Source organism: Pseudomonas sp. Con_6, assembly GCF_059379395.1.
The window spans coordinates 3,378,606-3,397,254 of record NZ_CM182011.1 but is presented as its reverse complement, the minus strand read 5'-3'; the positions used below and the strand labels follow the sequence as shown (position 1 = coordinate 3,397,254).

Annotated in this window: 22 protein-coding genes; 10 read left to right on the top strand and 12 right to left on the bottom strand. The window is 63.0% G+C overall.

Annotation, left to right across the window (positions count from 1 at the left end; all coding sequences use genetic code 11):
- Positions 1-73: 73 nt before the first annotated feature.
- Entirely contained in the window at positions 74-553 is a 480-nt protein-coding gene (locus AC5QPF_RS15190) for an OsmC family protein (RefSeq protein ID WP_494964006.1), read from the top strand.
- Here the strand turns inward: AC5QPF_RS15190 and AC5QPF_RS15185 are convergent.
- Positions 550-1,473, bottom strand: coding sequence for a nitrilase-related carbon-nitrogen hydrolase (locus AC5QPF_RS15185; protein WP_494964005.1), 924 nt, complete (start codon positions 1,471-1,473; stop codon positions 550-552). The two genes, AC5QPF_RS15190 and AC5QPF_RS15185, sit on opposite strands and share 4 nt — an antisense overlap.
- Positions 1,474-1,557: 84 nt before the next feature.
- On the opposite strand from AC5QPF_RS15185, the gene AC5QPF_RS15180 reads away from it, so the two are divergent.
- Positions 1,558-2,463 (top strand): LysR family transcriptional regulator, encoded by a 906-nt coding sequence (locus AC5QPF_RS15180; RefSeq protein WP_494964004.1) that lies wholly within the window; start codon positions 1,558-1,560, stop codon positions 2,461-2,463.
- A gap of 158 nt (positions 2,464-2,621) precedes the next feature.
- Here the strand turns inward: AC5QPF_RS15180 and AC5QPF_RS15175 are convergent, their stop codons facing one another.
- The 5 genes from AC5QPF_RS15175 to AC5QPF_RS15155 form a co-directional block, all read right to left on the bottom strand.
- Positions 2,622-5,057 (bottom strand): TonB-dependent siderophore receptor, encoded by a 2,436-nt coding sequence (locus AC5QPF_RS15175; RefSeq protein WP_494964003.1) that lies wholly within the window; start codon positions 5,055-5,057, stop codon positions 2,622-2,624.
- Between the two features lie 78 nt (positions 5,058-5,135).
- Positions 5,136-5,966 carry a FecR domain-containing protein gene (locus AC5QPF_RS15170; protein ID WP_494964002.1) on the bottom strand — a complete coding sequence of 277 codons (831 nt, stop codon included), beginning with the start codon at positions 5,964-5,966 and terminating at the stop codon, positions 5,136-5,138.
- Positions 5,963-6,484, bottom strand: coding sequence for a sigma-70 family RNA polymerase sigma factor (locus tag AC5QPF_RS15165; RefSeq protein WP_494964001.1), 522 nt, complete (start codon positions 6,482-6,484; stop codon positions 5,963-5,965). The genes AC5QPF_RS15170 and AC5QPF_RS15165 overlap by 4 nt, the downstream gene beginning before the upstream one ends.
- A gap of 115 nt (positions 6,485-6,599) precedes the next feature.
- Positions 6,600-7,535, bottom strand: a complete 936-nt coding sequence (locus AC5QPF_RS15160) for a LysR substrate-binding domain-containing protein (RefSeq protein ID WP_494964000.1) — start codon at positions 7,533-7,535, stop codon at positions 6,600-6,602.
- Complete coding sequence (locus AC5QPF_RS15155) at positions 7,532-8,506, bottom strand: zinc-binding dehydrogenase (RefSeq protein WP_494963999.1); 975 nt, start codon at positions 8,504-8,506, stop codon at positions 7,532-7,534. The genes AC5QPF_RS15160 and AC5QPF_RS15155 overlap by 4 nt, the downstream gene beginning before the upstream one ends.
- 190 nt (positions 8,507-8,696) lie before the next feature.
- Here AC5QPF_RS15155 and AC5QPF_RS15150 point away from each other — a divergent pair, with 190 nt between their 5' ends.
- Positions 8,697-9,497, top strand: a complete 801-nt coding sequence (locus tag AC5QPF_RS15150) for an alpha/beta fold hydrolase (RefSeq protein ID WP_494963998.1) — start codon at positions 8,697-8,699, stop codon at positions 9,495-9,497.
- Here the strand turns inward: AC5QPF_RS15150 and AC5QPF_RS15145 are convergent.
- Positions 9,494-10,174 (bottom strand): metallophosphoesterase, encoded by a 681-nt coding sequence (locus AC5QPF_RS15145; RefSeq protein WP_494963997.1) that lies wholly within the window; start codon positions 10,172-10,174, stop codon positions 9,494-9,496. The genes AC5QPF_RS15150 and AC5QPF_RS15145 overlap by 4 nt on opposite strands.
- Positions 10,175-10,251: 77 nt before the next feature.
- On the opposite strand from AC5QPF_RS15145, the gene AC5QPF_RS15140 reads away from it, so the two are divergent.
- Positions 10,252-10,749, top strand: coding sequence for a DUF3016 domain-containing protein (locus AC5QPF_RS15140; protein WP_494963996.1), 498 nt, complete (start codon positions 10,252-10,254; stop codon positions 10,747-10,749).
- An 86-nt stretch (positions 10,750-10,835) separates the two neighbouring features.
- Positions 10,836-11,063 (top strand): hypothetical protein, encoded by a 228-nt coding sequence (locus tag AC5QPF_RS15135; protein WP_494963995.1) that lies wholly within the window; start codon positions 10,836-10,838, stop codon positions 11,061-11,063.
- Between the two features lie 13 nt (positions 11,064-11,076).
- On the opposite strand, the gene AC5QPF_RS15130 is transcribed toward AC5QPF_RS15135, so the two are convergent.
- Together AC5QPF_RS15130 and AC5QPF_RS15125 are read right to left on the bottom strand one after the other, a co-directional pair.
- Positions 11,077-11,247 (bottom strand): hypothetical protein, encoded by a 171-nt coding sequence (locus AC5QPF_RS15130; protein WP_494963994.1) that lies wholly within the window; start codon positions 11,245-11,247, stop codon positions 11,077-11,079.
- 55 nt (positions 11,248-11,302) lie between these two features.
- Positions 11,303-11,794, bottom strand: a complete 492-nt coding sequence (locus AC5QPF_RS15125) for a GNAT family N-acetyltransferase (RefSeq protein WP_494963993.1) — start codon at positions 11,792-11,794, stop codon at positions 11,303-11,305.
- Between the two features lie 208 nt (positions 11,795-12,002).
- Between AC5QPF_RS15125 and AC5QPF_RS15120 the strand changes: the two genes are divergently transcribed.
- The 4 genes from AC5QPF_RS15120 (at position 12,003) to AC5QPF_RS15105 (ending at position 15,153) form a co-directional block, all read left to right on the top strand.
- Positions 12,003-12,287, top strand: a complete 285-nt coding sequence (locus tag AC5QPF_RS15120) for a hypothetical protein (protein WP_494963992.1) — start codon at positions 12,003-12,005, stop codon at positions 12,285-12,287.
- A gap of 255 nt (positions 12,288-12,542) precedes the next feature.
- On the top strand, positions 12,543-13,526 hold the full coding sequence (locus AC5QPF_RS15115; protein ID WP_494963991.1) for a putative oxygenase MesX: 984 nt from the start codon (positions 12,543-12,545) through the stop codon (positions 13,524-13,526).
- Positions 13,527-13,554: 28 nt separating this feature from the next.
- Positions 13,555-14,583 (top strand): methionine synthase, encoded by a 1,029-nt coding sequence (locus tag AC5QPF_RS15110; RefSeq protein WP_494963990.1) that lies wholly within the window; start codon positions 13,555-13,557, stop codon positions 14,581-14,583.
- A gap of 60 nt (positions 14,584-14,643) precedes the next feature.
- On the top strand, positions 14,644-15,153 hold the full coding sequence (locus AC5QPF_RS15105; RefSeq protein WP_494963989.1) for a flavin reductase: 510 nt from the start codon (positions 14,644-14,646) through the stop codon (positions 15,151-15,153).
- Positions 15,154-15,271: 118 nt separating this feature from the next.
- Here the strand turns inward: AC5QPF_RS15105 and AC5QPF_RS15100 are convergent, their stop codons facing one another.
- The 3 genes from AC5QPF_RS15100 to AC5QPF_RS15090 all read right to left on the bottom strand — a co-directional run bounded on the left by AC5QPF_RS15100 (position 15,272) and on the right by AC5QPF_RS15090 (position 16,792).
- Positions 15,272-15,559, bottom strand: coding sequence for a hypothetical protein (locus tag AC5QPF_RS15100; protein WP_494964179.1), 288 nt, complete (start codon positions 15,557-15,559; stop codon positions 15,272-15,274).
- 439 nt (positions 15,560-15,998) lie between these two features.
- A complete protein-coding gene (locus AC5QPF_RS15095; protein WP_494963988.1) occupies positions 15,999-16,463 on the bottom strand; it encodes a hypothetical protein in 465 nt (154 codons plus the stop codon).
- Entirely contained in the window at positions 16,460-16,792 is a 333-nt protein-coding gene (locus tag AC5QPF_RS15090) for a hypothetical protein (RefSeq protein ID WP_494963987.1), read from the bottom strand. Before AC5QPF_RS15090 ends, AC5QPF_RS15095 begins: the two co-directional genes overlap by 4 nt.
- A gap of 140 nt (positions 16,793-16,932) precedes the next feature.
- Here AC5QPF_RS15090 and AC5QPF_RS15085 point away from each other — a divergent pair, with 140 nt between their 5' ends.
- Positions 16,933-18,519, top strand: coding sequence for an ABC-F family ATPase (locus AC5QPF_RS15085; protein ID WP_494963986.1), 1,587 nt, complete (start codon positions 16,933-16,935; stop codon positions 18,517-18,519).
- Positions 18,520-18,649: the final 130 nt, after the last annotated feature.

Here is an 18,649-nt window from a genome sequence, read left to right as displayed (position 1 = left end):
GGCCCTGCATGTTCCGCTATCGCCAGCACCCGCGTAACCTCGATCCCTCCCAGCGTATTCAGGACGAATCCCCATGGCCGAGCACAAGCATCATTACGCCGTCAGCGTCACCTGGACCGGCAACCAGGGCACCGGCACTTCCACCTATCGCGGCTACAGCCGCGATCACCTGATCGAGGCCGGTGCCAAGCCCGCCATCGCCGGCTCCTCCGACCCGGCCTTCCGCGGCGACCCGGCGCGCTGGAACCCGGAAGACCTGCTGGTGGCCTCTCTCTCCGCCTGCCACAAGCTCTGGTACCTCGGTCTGTGCGCCGAGGCCGGGATCATGGTGCTGGCCTACGAGGACCAGGCCGAAGGCCAGATGGCCGAGGAAGCCAGCGGCGCCGGCCAGTTCACCTCGGTGGTGCTGCGGCCCAAGGTGACCGTGGCGGCGACAACGGACCTGGACAAGGCCCGCTCCCTGCACCACCTGGCCCACCAGAAGTGCTTCATCGCCCGCTCGGTGAACTTCCCGGTCAGTCACGAACCGCAAATCATCCCCGCCGACGCCTAGCGGCGAAACTCAACAGTACGCTTGGCCCGCTCATCCACCACCAGCGAAAACACGTCTGGCCGCGAGTAATGGCCGACCACGTCGAAATCGTAGCGGGAGCGTACCAGTTCCTCCAGATCGATCTCGGCGCTGATCAACCCTTCCTCGCCACGCAACGGCCCGGCCAGCACCTCGCCCAGCGGCCCGACGATCACGCTGTTGCCCTGGATCAGCGGACGCTGGCTGTCCCAATGCGGCACCTCGATGCCCAGCGCCTCTGGCGATGGCTGCACCTGGCAGGCACTGACCAGGAACAGCCTGCCTTCATGGGCGATATGGCGCATCGACGCCTGCCACACATCGCGCTCGTCCACCGTCGGTGCACACCAGACCTGAACGCCCTTGGCGTACATCGCGGTGCGCAGCAGCGGCATGTGGTTTTCCCAGCAGATCGCCGCGCCCAGCTTGCCCAGCGGAGTATCCAGTACCGGCAACGTCGAGCCGTCGCCCTGGCCCCAGATCAAACGTTCAGTGCCGGTGGGCATGAGCTTGCGGTGCTTGCTGACCAGTCCCTCTTCCGGCGAGAAGAACAGCGCGGTGCAGTACAAGGTATTGCCGTCGCGCTCGATCACCCCGAGCACCAGATGGGCGCCAGTACGCTGGGCCAGGCCGGCCAGTACCTCGGTCTCGGCACCCGGGACGTCGATGGCGTTTTCGTAGTAGCGCTGGTAGGCCTCGCGTCCTTCCGGCAGGCGGTAACCCAGGTAGGTGCCGAAGGTCTCGCCCTTCGGATAGCCGCCGAGCAAGGCTTCGGGCATGACCACCAACCCGGCGCCGGTAGCCTTGATACGCGCTTCATAGGCAAGGATCGCCTCCAGGGTGGCGGCCTTGCCCTCCGGGCGGGAACCGATCTGCAGGGCGGCAACGATTGAGGTAGGCATGGGGCTGTCTCGCATGTCGTGGATGATTGAGGCATAGTCGCGGCGCTCGCGTTATCAATCAATTCAGTGCAGGCCCCATCTGATATGAGTCAAATCGATATCTGGTCACTGGACCTCAACCTGCTGAAAGTCTTCGAAGCGCTCTACGAGGAAGGCGGCGCCGGACGTGCGGCGATTCGCCTGGGTATTACCCAATCGGCGGTCAGCGCGGCCTTGTCACGGTTGCGTCTGGTGTATGGCGATCATCTGTTCGAACGCACCGGGCGCGGGTTGCGACCGACGGCGAAAAGCGAGGAATTGCGTCCGGTGATCGCGGCGGCGCTGGAGAAGTGCCGGCAGAGCCTGATGCTGGTGAGTGGCGCCACGGCCAACTTCCAGGGGCGGACGGTTGCGCTCGGGTTGTCGGACGATCACGAGTTGGCCATCGGCCGGCAGTTGATCGACCTGGCCAGGGAGCAAGCACCCGGATTGCGCCTGCTGTTCAAGCAGACCCACAGCATGCTCGCGGCGGATGCGTTGATGGCGCGACAGATCGATCTGAGCCTGACTGCTGGGGTGATCGCCTCGCGCAGCCTGGGTCGGCGCGTGCTGGGTAGCGGCGGCTACAGCTGTGTCAGTGCGATTCCAGGGCCGTTGAACCGGGAGGATTACCTGCGCCGAGGGCATGTGCTGGTGTCGTCCGGCGGTTATGTCGGCGTAGTTGATGAAGCGCTGGCGGCGCTGGGACAGAGTCGTCGAGTCGAGGCCTCTACCACTCACTTCGCTGCGTTGCCGGCGTTGCTGCAGGGCAGCGAGAGCATCGCCACCTTGCCCACTCATGCTGCACGGGCGCTGGCTCGGTTCGGGAACCTGCTGTGCCTGCCGTGTCCGATCGAGCTGCCGCGCTATGCGGTGGAGCTGGGTTGGCGGGGAGACAGTGGGCGGGATCCGGCGATCCAGTTGGTGCTGGAACTGGTGGGTGAGGTGGTGGCCGGGTATGAAGCTCCCTGAGCTTGCGGGGACTCTGTTGGAGTCCACCCACGCAGCGAACCAGACCACAAGTGCGCCGCGGTCTAGTTCTCTGCGCGACAGCGCAGTCCGGCGGGCTGGGTGGACTCCCACAGAATCCGTGCAGGACCTGGTTTCGCCACCGCCGTAGCCCGCATGACTTACCAGTCGTGCGTATACCCGACCGTCAACACCGTCCCCGGCGCTGGCAGGTGGCTGGTATTGGTGCTGTTACGCATCAACTGGCTGTACAGCGGGTAGTAGTCACGGTTGAACAGGTTCTGGATACCCACGCTGACCCGGTCATCCACCCCGATCCGATACTGGCTGACCAGATCCACCGTGGTATAACCATCGACCTTGCGTCGCCCGAAGCTGGCCACGCCATCAAGGCGATAGTCGTCACTGTCGAACCAGGTCAGCTGGGCACGGTGGCTCCAGTCCTCATCAGGCTTGTACTCCACATAGGCCGAGACCTTCAGCGGCGGGATGCGGTAGCCGGTCATGTCCCGCCAGCCGCCGTTATCCGGCTTCTCCCGGCCCTTGAGCCAGCTGAAGGTACCACCGGCGCCCCAGCGTTCGTCCGTGCTCAACCAGTCGGCGCTACCCTCGACGCCATAGATGCGCTCCTGGGTGCGGGTAAGGATCAGCCCGTTGTTGAAGCTCTGCACATCCCCAAGCTTGGAGGTGGTGTAGAACACCGCCAGGGTCGCCTGGGTCTGCTCGCCCAGCCCGCCACGCCAGCCCAGCTCATAGTTGTTGGTCTTCACCGGCTCCAGGTTGGAGGAGTCGATGTCGAAGCCGCGCCGGGCGTTGCGCAATTGCACGCCGATATCCGGCAACTGGAAGCCCTGGCTGAACGCGGCGTAGATCTCCTGCCCGGTCACCGGCGACCATGTCAGGCTTAGGTTCGACAGCAGCGCATCATAGTTGACCTCGCCACCGACCACAGTCGCAGGCGACGCCGCCGTGGATTCCGACAGCGGAATGAAGTCGTCATAACGCGCCGTGGCGTACTCGTAGCGCACCCCGCCTTCCATTGACCAGTGCTCGTTGAAGCGATGCTGCAACTGGGCGAAGCCGCCGAGGCTGCGGGTGGTCAGGTCGGGCATGTAGGTGAGCCGGCCGATCTTGTCGTAGACCCGCCCGCCGCTGGCGTCGTACTGGCGCGGGTCGAAGATGTCGATCGGCATGTCGCTACGCTCGTGGTTGAAGTCGGCGCCCCAAAGCAGTTCGGTATCCCCTGCCTGGCCCAGCGGCGTGCGCAGGGTCACGCGGCTGCCGAACACTTCGCTGTTCTGCATCACTTGGTCGACATTGCGTCCCCGAGTGGCGACGCCACGGGCATCGAACGGTGTGAATCGGGTGAAATAGTCGCGGTAGTAGAGCTGGGCATTGAGAGTGCCGCCAAGCACGTCGGCATGGGCGTATTCCAGGTTGAGCAAGGTGTTCTTGATCTGGTTCTGCTCGTCGAGGGACAGTCCTGACAACGGCTGCGCCGCTACCAATCCCGGAGGCAGGCTGGCGACCCGCGGGTCGGCGGTGTAGTCGCTGTCCTGCTCGGCGTTGTAGTGGCTGGCGGAGAGCTGGATGCGCTGCTCGTCGTCGATGCGCAGGCCAAGCTTGCCGCCGATGTTGTAGGTGTTGGAGTCGAACAGGTCGCCCTGGCTCGGCTCCGGGGCGATGCGATGGCCGTTGGCATCATAGGAGGCCCCGATATGCCGGGCGCCGAAGTCGAAGGCGTAGTCCACCTTGCCCTCGGAACCGGAGAAGTGCTGCTGCAGTTGCCCGCCCAGGCCATCCCGTCCCAGCCGGCTCAGTGGCGAGACGGCATTGAAGGTGGTCTGTGCACGATTCTCGCCACCCGCCGGGCGAGTGGTGATGGAGATGATCCCGCCCGTAGCGCCGGCACCGTAGATCGCGCTGCTGCCGCGGATCACCTCGACCCGCTCGATCAGTTCGGGGTCGATATTGGCCAGGTTGCGCGAGGAGTCGCGGTTGGTGTTCAACGGCACGCCGTCCACCAACACCAGCATGGTCCGCCCGCGCAGGGTCTGGCCGTAGTCGGTGACGGTACGGCTGGAGTCAGCCATGCCCGGAACGGCTTTGGCCAGCACGGTGGCGAGGCTGTCCGAGCCCCGGCTCAATTGCTCGAGCTGCTCGCGCTCGAGCACGCTGACCTGGCGCGCCTGAGGTACCACATCGCTGCGGGTGCGCGACGAAGTGATCTCCAGGCTCGACAGTTCCACGGCGCCGGCCGCGCTGCCCGGCGCTGGCGCCCCGTCCGGCACCACGACGAAGGTGTGCTCGTCGCGTTCCTCGGCGCTCAGGCCGCTGTTGCCCAGCAGGCGTTGCAGGGCTTGCTCCAGGGTGTAGCGGCCCTTGAGCGCCGGGGCCGTCTTGCCGCTGGTGATATCGCTGGCGAACAGGATCTGCGCGTTGGCCTGGCGTGCCAGGGCACCCAGGGATTTCTCCAGTGACGCCGCCGGCACATCGAACTCGACGGGTGCCGACCCGGCTAGGGCGAACGGGCTGGACAACAGGCCGGCGGCCAGCAACGACAGGGGCAATGGCGCGCGCAACAGGGACTGACTCACGTAAGGCTCTCCAGGAAATGAAGGGGGTCATGGAGATAGCCGCCGCTCGCAGCACACAACCCTACCCTGTCCGTGAAATTATTTTTTCCCGCGTGGCGCCACCAGCACGGTTCCGTCGGCGGCGGTGCTGACGGTCACCGGCAGGATGCCCGGCAACAGGCCGAGCAAGCGGTCGACACGGGCGCTGTCGAACACCCCGGAGACCGGCAGGCTGCCCAGCGCCGGATCGACCAGGCGCAACGGCTTGTCGTGATAGCGCTGGATCACCTCCAGCACCTCGCGCAGCGGCGTGCGCTCGAACAGCAGTTGGCCGTCCTTCCAGGCGCCGACTTCGGCACCCTCGATCTTCGCCAGGGTGCCGAGGCGGCCGTTCTGCACCCGAATCTGCTGGCCCGGCTCCAGCAGGCTGGATGCTCCGCCCGCCCGCACCGCGACCCGGCCCTCGGCCACGCTGACCCGCACGCCGTCCTGCTGGCGATCGACATTGAAACGCGTGCCGACCACCCGCACCGATGCCGGCCCCGCCCCCACCAGGAACGGGCGATAGAACATCGGCGCCACCTCGAACAGAGCCTGGCCCTGGGCAAGCCGGGTCTGGCGACTGCGCAGGTGCCAGTTGACCTCCAGCTCGCTGGCGCCATCCAGCAGGATCGTGCTGCCGTCCGCCAGTTGCACGGTCTGGCGTTGGCCAACCTGGGTCAGGTAATGCTCGCTGCGGTAAGCCGGATCGAGCCAGAGCACCCCGGCAAGCAGCGCAAGGGACAGCAGGCCGGCACGGGTCACGGTGCCAGCCTTTCCGCGCGGCTTGGGCTCGGGCATCGGGAAGCGCTGCTTGAGTTGTTCACGCAGGTCGGCGATGGCCTGGTCTTCTTCGGCGAACTTGCCGGGACGCGAGGGCTTGGTGCTCATGCCGACACCTCGCTGCCCAGGTATTCACGGCAGGCCGCCATGCCCAGGCGCAGGTGCTTTTCCACGGTTTTCAGGGAAATGCCCAGGCGCTCGGCGACCTCGGCCTGGGGCAGTTCGTGGATCTTGTGCATCACGAAGACCATCTGGCAACGCGGCGGCAAGCCTTCGATGGCGCGGACCAGACGGTCGAGGGTCTGGCTGGCATCCAGCTGGCGCTCGTGGCTGGGGAGTTGCGCGTCCACCTCGGGCAACGCCTCCACCGCGACGATCCAGCGCTGGCGCCGGCGTTCGCCCCGGTAGCGGCTGGCGGCGTTGTCATGGGTGATCTTGCGCAGCAGTGCCAACGGTGTGCGCACGCCCTCCTTCTCCTGCTTTTCCAGCAGTTGCACGCAGACATCGTGAACCACCTCGCGGGCGAAACCTCGCTCGCCGAAACGCCGACGCACGTGCTCCACCAGTTCGTCGTAGTGACGGACCAGGGTCGACAGCAGCGAAAGTTTCGGGGGATCGGCCTGCATGGGGAGGAGTAGCCTGGAGGGACGGCGGTGCAGGAGTATAAATGCGAATACATTTCATTTGAAACATATTTTAAAAGCCTTACTCGGACCTTGTGGGAGCGGGTTCGCGTCGTTTTCAAGACTCTTGTTTCATCCAGGGCGGCAGCGGGTCGAACCGTGCTTCGATCCACTGCTTGAACGCCAGCACCGTCGCCGCCGGGAAACGCGCTGACGGCCGTACCAGGTACACCCCACCGGTAGGATCCAGCTGCCACTCGGGCAACACCCGAACCAGCGTCCCAGCCGCAAGGTCACGGCTCATCAACCACTCTCCCGCCCCGAGGATCCCCGCACCGGCACGGGCCGCAGCAAGCAGGGACTCGCTGTCATTGGCCGTCAGATTGCCCCTGGGCGTAACGCTGACCTGCCGCTCCCCGGCATACATCCGCCACTGCGGAAACGACGCAAGCCCACTGAAACGCAGGCAGTTGTGCTCGCCCAGTTGCGCCGGCGCCTGCGGCACGCCATGCCGCTCCAGGTAAGCCGGCGAAGCACAGAGAATGCGCCGGTGATCGCAGAGCTTTTTGGCGATGAGCCGGTTGTCCTCCAGCTCGCCGATACGGATGGCGAGGTCGAAGCCCTCGTCGATGATGTCCACCAGCCGCTCGCTGTAGTCGGCGACGATCGACACCTGCGGATGAGCTTCGAGGAACTCCGGCAGCAGGGGGCCAATGCACAGCCGCCCCATCGCCGCAGGCAGGGCCAGGCGCAACACCCCGCGCACCTCCGCCGCGCCGGAAATCGCCTGCTGCTCGGCCTCGGCGATCATGCCCAGGGCGGCGCGCAGGCGCTGCTCCAACTGCTCGCCCACCACCGTGATGCGCACCTGGCGGGTCGAGCGCTCGACCAGGCGCACGCCGAGGCGTTTCTCCATCGCCGCAACGCGCTTGGAGATCACCGTGGGATGACGCTCCAGCAGGCGTCCGGCAGCGACGAAGGAGCCTTGCGCGGCGACGGCGAGGAAGGCGGCGATTTCATCGCTGTGGGGGTTGTCCAGCACATCGAGGTTCATGGCGTGAGAATGATCGCTCCCGAGGATCGTCCGGATTCCAGGTCGGCATGGGCCCGGGCCGCCTCGGCCAGCGGGTAGTGCCCCCAGATCTGCGCGCGGATGATACCTGCCTGCAGCGCCGCCAGCACATCCGCGGCACGCGCTTGGTACTCGGCAGCCGTGGCGGTATGCGCGGCCAGCGAAGGCCGGGTGATGAACAGCGAGCCCTTGCTGTTCAGGGTGGCCATCTCCACCGGCGCCGGGGCACCGCTGGACGCGCCGAAGGACACCATCAGACCGCGCGGGCGCAGGCTGTCCAGCGAAGCCTCGAAGGACACCCGGCCGATCGGATCGTAGACCACGTCCACCTTGCGCCCGCCGGTGATGCGGGACACCTGCGCCGCCAGGGTCTCGGGATCGAACACCAGCACCTCGTCGCAGCCCAGGGCACGGGCCTTCTCCACGCTGGCCTGGCGCGACACCACGCCGATGACGAAGGCGCCCAGGTGCTTGGCCCAGGGCGCCATGAGCGAACCCAGCCCTCCCGCGACGCCGTACATCAGTACCGTGGTGCCCGGCCCCACCGGGTAGGTGGACGTGAGCAGGTAGTGGGCGGTGATGCCCTTGAACAATACGGCCGCTGCATCTTGCGCCGACACCCCGTCCGGCAGCTTCACCAGTCGCTCGGCAGGAAACAGCCGGGCGCTGGCATAGCCGCCCAGCGGCCCGGTGGCATAGGCGACCCGATCGCCCACCGCGACATTGCTCACTCCGGCACCGACCCGTGCCACGCGCCCGGCCCCTTCCAGGCCGAGACCACCCGGCAACGGCACGGGCACCGCGCCCTTGCGCTGGGTGACATCGAGGAAGTTCACGCCGATGGCTTCCTGTTCCAGCCAGACCTCGCCGGGCCCGGGTGCAACGGTGTCTACCGTCTCCAGGGCGAGCACTTCCGGTCCACCTGTGCGGCTCAAGCGTATTGCATGGGTCATTACCGTTCTCCTGCCTGTTCATGAATGGCAGTGAGTATGTGAAGTGCAGCAATGAGCAACAAGATAGCGGATCTGCAGTTCATTGCTGCACAAAATGCAGCAATTGGATTGGCACTGTCGTACCTGTTCCCGTTGCAGTCGCGGAAAGGTTTTGTTACTTGTCAGCGACTTGCCCTGAATCGGAGTCGTTATGTCGTCATCGCCCATCGCTACGGAAGTGGCCTCGATCCCCACGCCATGGGGCACGCTGCATGCCCGTCGCTGGTTCCCCGAGCGGCCCGACCCGCGCCAGCCGGTCATCGTCCTGTTCCACGACTCCCTCGGCTGCGTCGAACTGTGGCGCGACTTTCCCGAGCAACTGTGCCTGCGCAGCGGCCTGGAGGTGGTGGCCTACGACCGCCTTGGCTTCGGTCGCTCGACGCGCCATCCCGGCCCCTTGCCGCTGGGCTTCATCGGCGACGAGGCGGACAACGTGTTCCCGCTGCTGCGCAAGGCGCTGGGCATCGAGCGTTTCATCGCCTTTGGCCATAGCGTCGGCGGTGCCATGGCCAGCGTCTGCGCAGCACGCCATGGCGCGGATTGCGTAGCGTTGATCACGGAGTCGGCCCAGGCCTGCGTCGAGACACTCACGCTGGAGGGCATACGCCTGGCCAAGGCGCAGTTCAGCGAGGTTGGTCAACTGGAGCGGCTGGCGAAATACCACGGCGACAAGGCGCAATGGGTACTGGAGGCCTGGACCGAAACCTGGCTATCGGAGGCCTTCAGCGACTGGACCCTGGCTAGCACCGCCGGGACCCTGGACTGCCCGACCCTGGCCCTCCACGGCGACCTCGATGAATACGGTTCGCCGGCGCAACCGGCGCGAATCGCCGCGCTCGCCGGCGACAACGGTCGGACAGTGATTCTCGATGGCTGCCATCATGTGCCGCACCGCGAAGATCCGCAGCGTGTGCTGGACCTGGTGCAGGCCTTCCTGCACCAGGTGCTTTAGACGATTTCCAGGCGGGCCAGGTCCAGCAGGGTGAAATGCCCCTTGGACCAGCCGCCGGTGTCGATATGCCAGACATTGCCCAGCACTCGGACCTCGCGCACCGGGGTATGCCCTACCAACAGCGCGCGCAGGTCGTCGACGCCGCGCTCGTTCTCGTCCTTCAGGCGCAGGCGCGACCACTGGCAGACCTCGCGGATCTGTTCCGGAATCGGTGACTCGCGCAACAACGGCAGCAGGTCGCGCCAGCGCAGCAGCGGGCAGTCGGCATGCAACAGACCGACCGGCCCTTGCGCCGTGTCCACTTCCAGCGCCAGCGGCAGTTTCGCGAAACGCTCGGCAAAACGCGCCTGGCTTGCCTCGTCAAGATCAAGGAACCAACCTCCGCCTGCCGCGCGGTACTGGCTGTAGTCCAGCCATTCGCCGCGGACATGGGAGATCGCCAGGGCCTCGTGATTGCCCTGCACCGCGTGGAACCAGGGCTGGTCCAGCCAGTCGAGCACGTCCTCGCACTCCGGGCCGCGATCCACCAGGTCGCCGACGCTGAACAGGCGATCGCGCACGGGATCGAATTCGACCCGCTCCAGCGCCTCGCGCAGCCGGGAAAAATGTCCATGGACATCACCGACCGCGAGGTCGCGTCCACGGGTGTTGCGCGCTACATGAATGACACCGCTCATGACCTTGCTCCTGCTCTGCAACACCGGTTGGCGGGAGTACACTGGATCTTCTCCCACCCTGCTTCCGGAGGTTCATCATGCGCCCGGTCCTGACGCTCGTCGCCTGCTGCATGCTGCTCAGCACCAGCATGGCACAGGCGGCGGCACCTCATGTCGAGGTCAACTTCATCCATCCGGAAAAATTCCGCGACGCCAGTCTGCGCGGCGAAGGTTACCAGCGTGGTGCCGACGAGGAAGTCATGAAGCAACTGCGTACCTACCTCGAAACCCTGGGTAGCCGTTACCTGCGCGACGGCCAGACCCTGCGCATCGATATCCGCGATATCGACCTGGCCGGCCGCTACGAGCCCTGGCAGACCAACGCGTACTCGGTACGTTTCATGCGCGATATCACCTGGCCCAGCATCGATCTGCACTACAGCCTTCAGCAACAAGGCCAGGTGCTCAGGCAGGCCGATGCCCGGGTGGACGACAAGTTCTACCTGCAACGTCCCGGCCGCCGCGGCGCAAGCGACCCGTTGTACGCGGAAAAGGCCATGCTGAACGACTGGGTCCGCGACCTGGTGAAGCAGTAGTCAGCACCCCGGCAGGCCGACGGCTGGCACGCCGCCAGTTTGCCGGGGCACTGCTACACTGAAATCGCTTACAGGAGGAACGAGTCATGTCCGACAAAGACATTCAAACCCTGCTCACCCTCATCAACCATCGGCAGGACCGCCTGGCCAGTGCCTGCAAGGACATCGCCGACTGGATCGACAGCCAGGGCGACCTGCCCGCTGCCGGCAAGATCCGCGAAAGCCTGAGGGCGGTGGAAGCCGACGAGGTGATGGTAAAACGCACCCTCACCACCCTGTCGCTGGATAGGCCGCTGCCGCGCTTCCGACACTGAGGCGGACGACGATTCACCAGTCTTCGTGGTCCTCGTCGTCCAGCACATCCAGGCCGTACTCCTCTTCCTCGTCCTCGACGTCATCGAACATCGGATCGGCGTGTTCTTCACCGTCATCATCGTGAAATTCACGGTCGAGCAGATGGTCGTGCTCGGGTTCGTGGATATCGTCTTCATCGGTCATGGCTTGTTTCCTGCGTTGCGATGCGAAATAACGGCGCCTGTATAGGCGCTTGCGCCTAAGCCGTCAACGGCAGCAGGCATTGCCGCATCTGCACCAGGGCGACTCGCTTGCCCTCCTGGTCCCGGCGCTCCTCGATGCCGAACGGGACGAAACCCAGCTGCGGGTACAGGAGCAAGCCAGCAGTGTTGTGGTTGAAGCAGGACACTTTCATTTCCCGGGCCTGATGGCGCTGACGCGCCACCCCCATCATCTGCGTCACCAGGTAACGCGCCACCCCCCGGCCGCGAGCAGCAGGTGCCACAAGGACGTTGCCCAGCGAACAGGTACCGCCCTGCTCCCATTGGTAGAAATTGGCAAAGGCCAGGACCTCGTCGCCCTCGACTACCACCGACGAATCGCTGCGCTGAGCGATGGCGGCGGCCAGTTGCTCGGGCGTCACGGGCCAGGTGCACTTGGGAAAGAAGAAGAACGCCTCGTCAGCGGACTGGGCGAAGGTGCACAGGACAGGGATATCGCGGGCCTCGACGGGGCGCAAACTCAGGGTCACGGTCATTCACCTCGGCAGACATGGCCACTGGCCACGGCTCGCCAGTTAACTACACTGATCCAGGCCTGTAAACGAGCGCTGCGGTGTTGGTGAAAGCAGCTCTGGAACGGGGCATTCAGGGTTGACGCAAGACCTGTTGCGAATACCCATGATCAGCACTTGATGATAATATTTCGCATTTGAAGCAATCGCTACCCAGGGACGGGCCATGCAGGACAAGTACGAGATCCACTATGTGAAAAACGGCCTGAAGAAGGTCGTGGTTACCAACCGCAACGGCATGAACTGGCTGGAAGCCTGGAAAGCCGCGCTGCTGATCGACGGCACCTGCGCCGGGGCCACCGTGGGTTTGCGCTGCGTCGACGATGCCATGGCCCGTGCTGCGGACAGCGGCATCAGCAAAGTGCGCTGGAACAAGGCCAGCCACATCGCGTCGTGGAGCGAGCGGGCGCGGATGAACGAGGGGCGTTTGCTGGTCACGCAGCTGGATTGAAACTTGCGCGTCGGCCCAACGCTGGTTGTTCAAGTACACCCCGCTGCCAGGCTGCGAGCCGTCTATCTCGGTATCCCTAGGCCCTTCCCCCGGGCACGCCATCATGAGCACGGCTAAAGATCCTTTGAGACCAATTCAATTTTTCTCATGCAGAGCCCCGCATAGAATAGGCCTCAACTACCGATCATCTCGCGACTTTCGAGCCGAGTCCAAACACATGAGGCTTGGTCTCGAACCACCTGGGCAGCCAATTACATGAGTAAAGAATTTACCTTTTCCATTAAAAGCATCAGCTTTGATGAGAACTACCATCCCGCGGAAAACACCCGGATCACCACCAACTTCGCCAACCTGGCCCGGGGCGCAAGCCGCCAGGAGAACCTGCGCAACACCTTGCGCATGATCGACAATCGCTTCAACACCCTGGCCCATTGGGACAACCCGAAAGGCAACCGCTACAGCGTCGAACTCGAGATCATTTCCGTCGAGATGAACATCGGCAGCGAGCGCAATGAGCATGCCCTGCCCCTGATCGAAATCCTCAAGACCAACATCGTCGACCGCGAAACCGGCGAGCACATCGAAGGCATCATCGGCAACAACTTCTCATCTTATGTGCGCGACTACGACTTCAGCGTACTGCTGCTCGGGCACAACAAGGACCGCGCCGGCTTCAGCACTCCGGAAAACTTCGGTGAGCTGCATGGCAAGCTGTTCAAGAGCTTCGTCAACTCCAGCACCTACAAGGAACACTTCAACAAGCCGCCGGTGATCTGCCTCAGTGTTTCCAGCAGCAAGACCTATCACCGCACGGAGAATTGCCACCCGGTACTGGGTGTCGAGTACCAGCAGGATGAGTATTCGCTGACCGACGAATACTTCGCCAAGATGGGCCTGAAGGTTCGCTACTTCATGCCGGCGAACAGCGCGGCGCCGCTGGCGTTCTACTTTGCCGGCGACCTGCTGGGTGACTACACCAACCTCGAGCTGATCAGCACCATCAGCACCATGGACACCTTCCAGAAGATCTACCGCCCCGAGATCTACAACGCGAACTCCGCCGCTGGCAAATCCTATCAGCCGAGCCTCAAGCACGAGGATTACTCGCTGACCCGCATCGTCTACGACCGGGAAGAACGCAGCCGCCTGGCCATCGCGCAAGGCCAGTTCGCCGAAGAGCACTTCATCAAGCCCTACCACGCCATTCTCGAGCAGTGGTCCGCCCACTACGCTGCCTGACGCCGCCCGAACACAAGGTCTTCTTCAAATGAAAAAACTGCTTCCCACTTCAACTGCCGGCAGCTTGCCGAAACCTTCCTGGCTGGCCGAACCCGAGACCCTGTGGTCGCCCTGGAAACTGCAGGATGACGCGTTGATCGAGGGCAAACAGGATGCGCTGCGCCTGTCCCTGCAAGAGCAACAACACGCCGGGATCGATATCGTCAGCGATGGCGAACAGACCCGTCAGCACTTCGTCACCACCTTTATCGAACACCTCAGCGGCGTCGACTTCGAAAAGCGCGAAACCGTGCGGATTCGTGATCGCTACGATGCCAGCGTGCCGACGGTGGTGGGTGCGGTGAGCCGGCAGAAACCGGTGTTCGTCGAGGATGCCAGGTTCCTGCGCCAGCAGACCAGCCAACCGATCAAGTGGGCGCTGCCGGGTCCCATGACCATGATCGACACGCTATACGACGCCCACTATAAAAGCCGCGAGAAGCTGGCCTGGGAATTCGCCAGGATCCTCAACCAGGAAGCCCTGGAACTGGAAGCGGCAGGTGTGGACATCATTCAGTTCGATGAACCCGCCTTCAACGTGTTCTTCGACGAAGTGAACGACTGGGGCGTCGCCACCCTGGAACGGGCCATCGAAGGCCTGAAATGCGAAACCGCCGTGCATATCTGCTACGGCTACGGCATCAAGGCCAATACCGACTGGAAGAAAACCCTGGGCTCGGAATGGCGCCAGTATGAAGAGGCGTTCCCCAAGCTGCAGAAATCCAGCATCGATATCATCTCGCTGGAATGCCACAACTCCCATGTGCCCATGGACCTGATCGAGCTGATTCGTGGCAAGAAGGTCATGGTCGGCGCCATCGATGTGGCCAACCATGCCATCGAGACGCCCGAGGAAGTCGCCGACACCCTGCGCAAGGCACTGCAGTTCGTCGACGCCGACAAGCTCTACCCGTGCACCAACTGCGGCATGGCGCCCCTGCCCCGCCACGTGGCTCGCGGCAAGCTCAATGCCCTGAGTGCTGGTGCAGAGATCGTTCGCCGGGAACTTCTGGGCTGACGCAAGCCAATCGGGGTCGCTCTGCGGCCCCAGAACGCTATCTGATATTCAGGACCTGTCATGTCACGTTCCAGTACTGCCATCGAGCCAGTAAGCTTTCGCGAAGCGCTCGGGCACTACGCCTCCGGCATCACGGTGATTACCTCCCATGTCGAGGACGAGCCGATCGGCTTCACCTGCCAGTCGTTCTACAGCGTGTCGGTTAGTCCGCCGCTGGTGTCCTTCAGCATGATGTGCAACTCGGCGAGCTACCCGAAGATCCGCCAGGCGGGCCGATTCCTGGTCAATATCCTGTCCGGTGGGCAGGTGGGTATCTCCAACCAGTTCGCACGCAAGGGCACGGACAAGTGGCACGGCGTGGAATGGCAGGCATCGCCGCTGGGCAACCCGATCATCGCGGGCAGCCTGCACTGGCTGGATTGCGAGATTCATGCTGAACATGCGGCGGGCGATCATCTGATCGTGATTGGCGAGGTGAAGGCGTTGAAGCTGCAGGAAGCGGCGGCTGAGCAACCGTTGCTGTATTTCAAGGGGCAATATCGCAACCTTGCCGCCTGCTGCGCGGGGTGAGTAGCACGGTACCGCTCAGCAGGTGAAGGTGCCTGAGTCGAGATCGGTTAGGCCTGTATCGGAGAGGTTGACACTCTTGCCGAACTATATCGATCTGTCCGCCAGCGCCTCAGCAGCCTTATTCCTTCACCTGGCAAATCCCGTTTGCGCGATTCTTCCCGCTGTAGGAAACGGCCGGAGAACCGTCCGGGTTGACCGACAGCGAAATCGTCACCCCGCTGCCTTTCGCCTCGAAGTAGTTCTCGTTGAATTTCTTCAGCTTGCCCTCTTTGCCATTGATGTAAATCGGACCGCCCTTGTCGGCGTGCACCTCGATGTTTCCGGGACAGGTTGCATTCACCAGCGGAATACCGGCCTGGGCCAAGCCCGATGCCGCCAGGAAAACAAATAGCATTAATCGTTTCATCACACGCTCCTTGATGAATGCAGGCTGATCTGTCAGCAGTCCGCTCATCACGAACCCTATGCCAGTGGGTACCAGGGTGACGGATGCATAACCCCACGGCTTTCTGGTTTTCTCAACCATATCGCTCCTCCTATTGAACCCCAACTACACCGCTCGGGGGCTCCGATAGATCGCACGGTGACTGTAGGAGCTGGCTTGCCTGCGAAGGACCGTGTAGCGGTCCCAAACCCATCCAGCACGAGCCCCAGGCCGACGAGATCCTGGATTCACCGCGCCTGATCGATCAGGTTCATCCAGATGTTCCGGTGTGACAGGTTTGGGGACCGCTACGCAGTCGTTCGCAGGCAAGCCAGCTCCTACAGGAGATCGCGTCGAGCCAGTTGGGATAAAAGGCTGACCCGGGGTTCACCCGCAAGAGCTGTCCAGGGGTTAGTGACTATCAGTGAAACGTAATAACAATAGGAGAAGGCTGCCCGGAAACACCGGGAGAGCCATTTGCTGAACAGTCCCTGTTATTGCAAGTGATAGTTGCCGGCAACCCAAAAGAAGTACTGACCTTCGTATACCAGGTGCCGCTGATCTTCTGATGCTTGAAAGTCAAATTGGCGACACTGAAGCTTTGATTGTCATCCACAGCCCAGTTGATGTCCTTCACCCCATTGGTACAAGCGCCAGCGGCGTTATTCGAGTCAGTCATGGGTACCGTGACCTCTCCCTGAGGCGGAACGGTGTAGGTACTGCCATTCTTCGGGCTGTGCATGCACTGGCTGTTGAGTTGCTTCACGTACTTCGTCTGATTGCTCGCATTCTTGAAGTGCACCGTGTAGTCCTGCGAGGCCATGACTTGCGAAGAAGCGAGCATGAAAAATGAAACAAGCGCAGCACTTGAAAATAATGTCTTCATAACAACTCCATGTTTTTGAACATTCCATTGGCGAGGAAAAACCTCATGCGCAGCTTGACGGTCAAGCGCGCGAAATGACTATAGACAGCAGGTTTACCCTGATCAAGCCAGCACAGGCCGTCTCGATCTGTGCTGGAAGGGTCAGCGTCCAGATCCCGGCAGCGCTGCAGAGCGGGGTCGACCTCCGATTTTGCGCCGCCAACGGATCCCAGTCCTGAAAGAAGCGGAGATACGACGTCAACCGCCATACAACTGCCGTCATACCTATGCGACAATGCGCGCCAATGTCTGGTCTCAACCCCGCATTCATCGCCCAACAGCTCGGGCATGGCGTACAGATGCCTTCATCGGCGCCTGCACGCTGGATCAACTCGTCCAACGACTGGCAGGCGCTCGCAAAGCTCCGGATTGGTCCGAAATGGGTCCGCAGCTGCGACGAAGCCACGTAAGTTATTGATAGGTAACCCCTTTGATCTCCACCGCTAACATCACCATGCAGTTCGGTGCAAAACCCCTGTTCGAGAACGTCTCCGTCAAGTTCAACAACGGCAACCGCTACGGCCTGATCGGCGCCAACGGCTGCGGCAAGTCGACCTTCATGAAGATCCTCGGCGGTGACCTGGAACCGAGCGCCGGCCAGGTCATGCTCGAGCCCAACACCCGCCTCGGCAAGCTGCGCCAGGACCAGTTCGCCTACGAGCAGTTCACCGTGATCGACACCGTGATCATGGGCCACGAGGAGCTGTGGAAGGTCAAGGCCGAGCGTGATCGCATCTACTCACTGCCGGAAATGACCGAGGAAGACGGCATGGCCGTCGCCGAGCTGGAAACCGAGTTCGCCGAGATGGACGGCTACACCGCCGAATCCCGTGCCGGCGAGCTGCTGCTCGGCCTGGGCATCCCGCTGGAACAGCACTTCGGCCCGATGAGCGAAGTCGCTCCAGGCTGGAAACTCCGCGTATTGCTGGCCCAGGCGCTGTTCTCCGATCCGGAAGTGCTGCTGCTCGACGAGCCGACCAACCACCTGGACATCAACACCATCCGCTGGCTGGAAAACATCCTCACGGCGCGTAACAGCACCATGATCATCATTTCCCACGACCGTCACTTCCTGAACTCGGTCTGCACCCACATGGCCGACCTGGACTACGGCGAACTGCGCCTGTTCCCGGGCAACTACGACGAGTACATGACCGCGGCTACCCAGTCCCGCGAACAGTTGCTGGCCGACAACGCCAAGAAGAAAGCCCAGATCGCCGAGCTGCAGACCTTCGTCAGCCGCTTCTCGGCCAACGCCTCGAAAGCCAAGCAAGCCACCTCCCGCGCCAAGCAGATCGACAAGATCCAGCTGGCCGAGGTCAAGCCATCGAGCCGGGTCAGCCCGTTCATCCGCTTCGAGCAGACCAAGAAGCTGCACCGCCAGGCGGTGACCGTGGAGAAAGTCTCCAAGGGCTTCGAAGACAAGCAACTGTTCAAGAACTTCAGCTTCACCGTCGAAGCCGGCGAGCGCGTCGCGGTGATCGGCCCGAACGGTATCGGCAAGACCACCCTGCTGCGCCTGCTGGTGGGCGAGATGGCGGTGGACGCCGGTAGCGTGAAGTGGACCGAGAGCGCCGAAGTGGGCTACTACGCCCAGGACCACGCCCACGATTTCGAGGACGATGTCAGCCTGTTCGACTGGATGGGCCAGTGGACCCAGGGCGAACAGGTGATCCGCGGCACCCTCGGGCGCATGCTGTTCTCCAACGACGAGATCCTCAAGTCGGTCAAGGTGATCTCCGGTGGTGAGCAGGGCCGCATGCTGTTCGGCAAGCTGATCCTGCAGAAGCCCAACGTGCTGGTGATGGACGAACCGACCAACCACCTGGACATGGAATCCATCGAAGCCCTCAACCTGGCCCTGGAAAACTACCCGGGCACGCTGATCTTCGTCAGCCACGACCGCGAGTTCGTCTCGTCCCTGGCCACCCGCATCATCGAGCTGAGCCCGGATGGTGTGGTGGACTTCAGCGGCACCTACGACGATTACCTGCGCAGCCAGGGCGTAGTGGTCTGATCAATGCGAGCCGGGCCGTCCCACATGCTGGGACCGGCCCGGCTCGTTGTCGATTAATTCGTTAGCCTGCTTTCTTTTATTCCCGCGCGCAGCCATCATGTAAGCCTTCAACCGCTGGCCTGCGAACGAA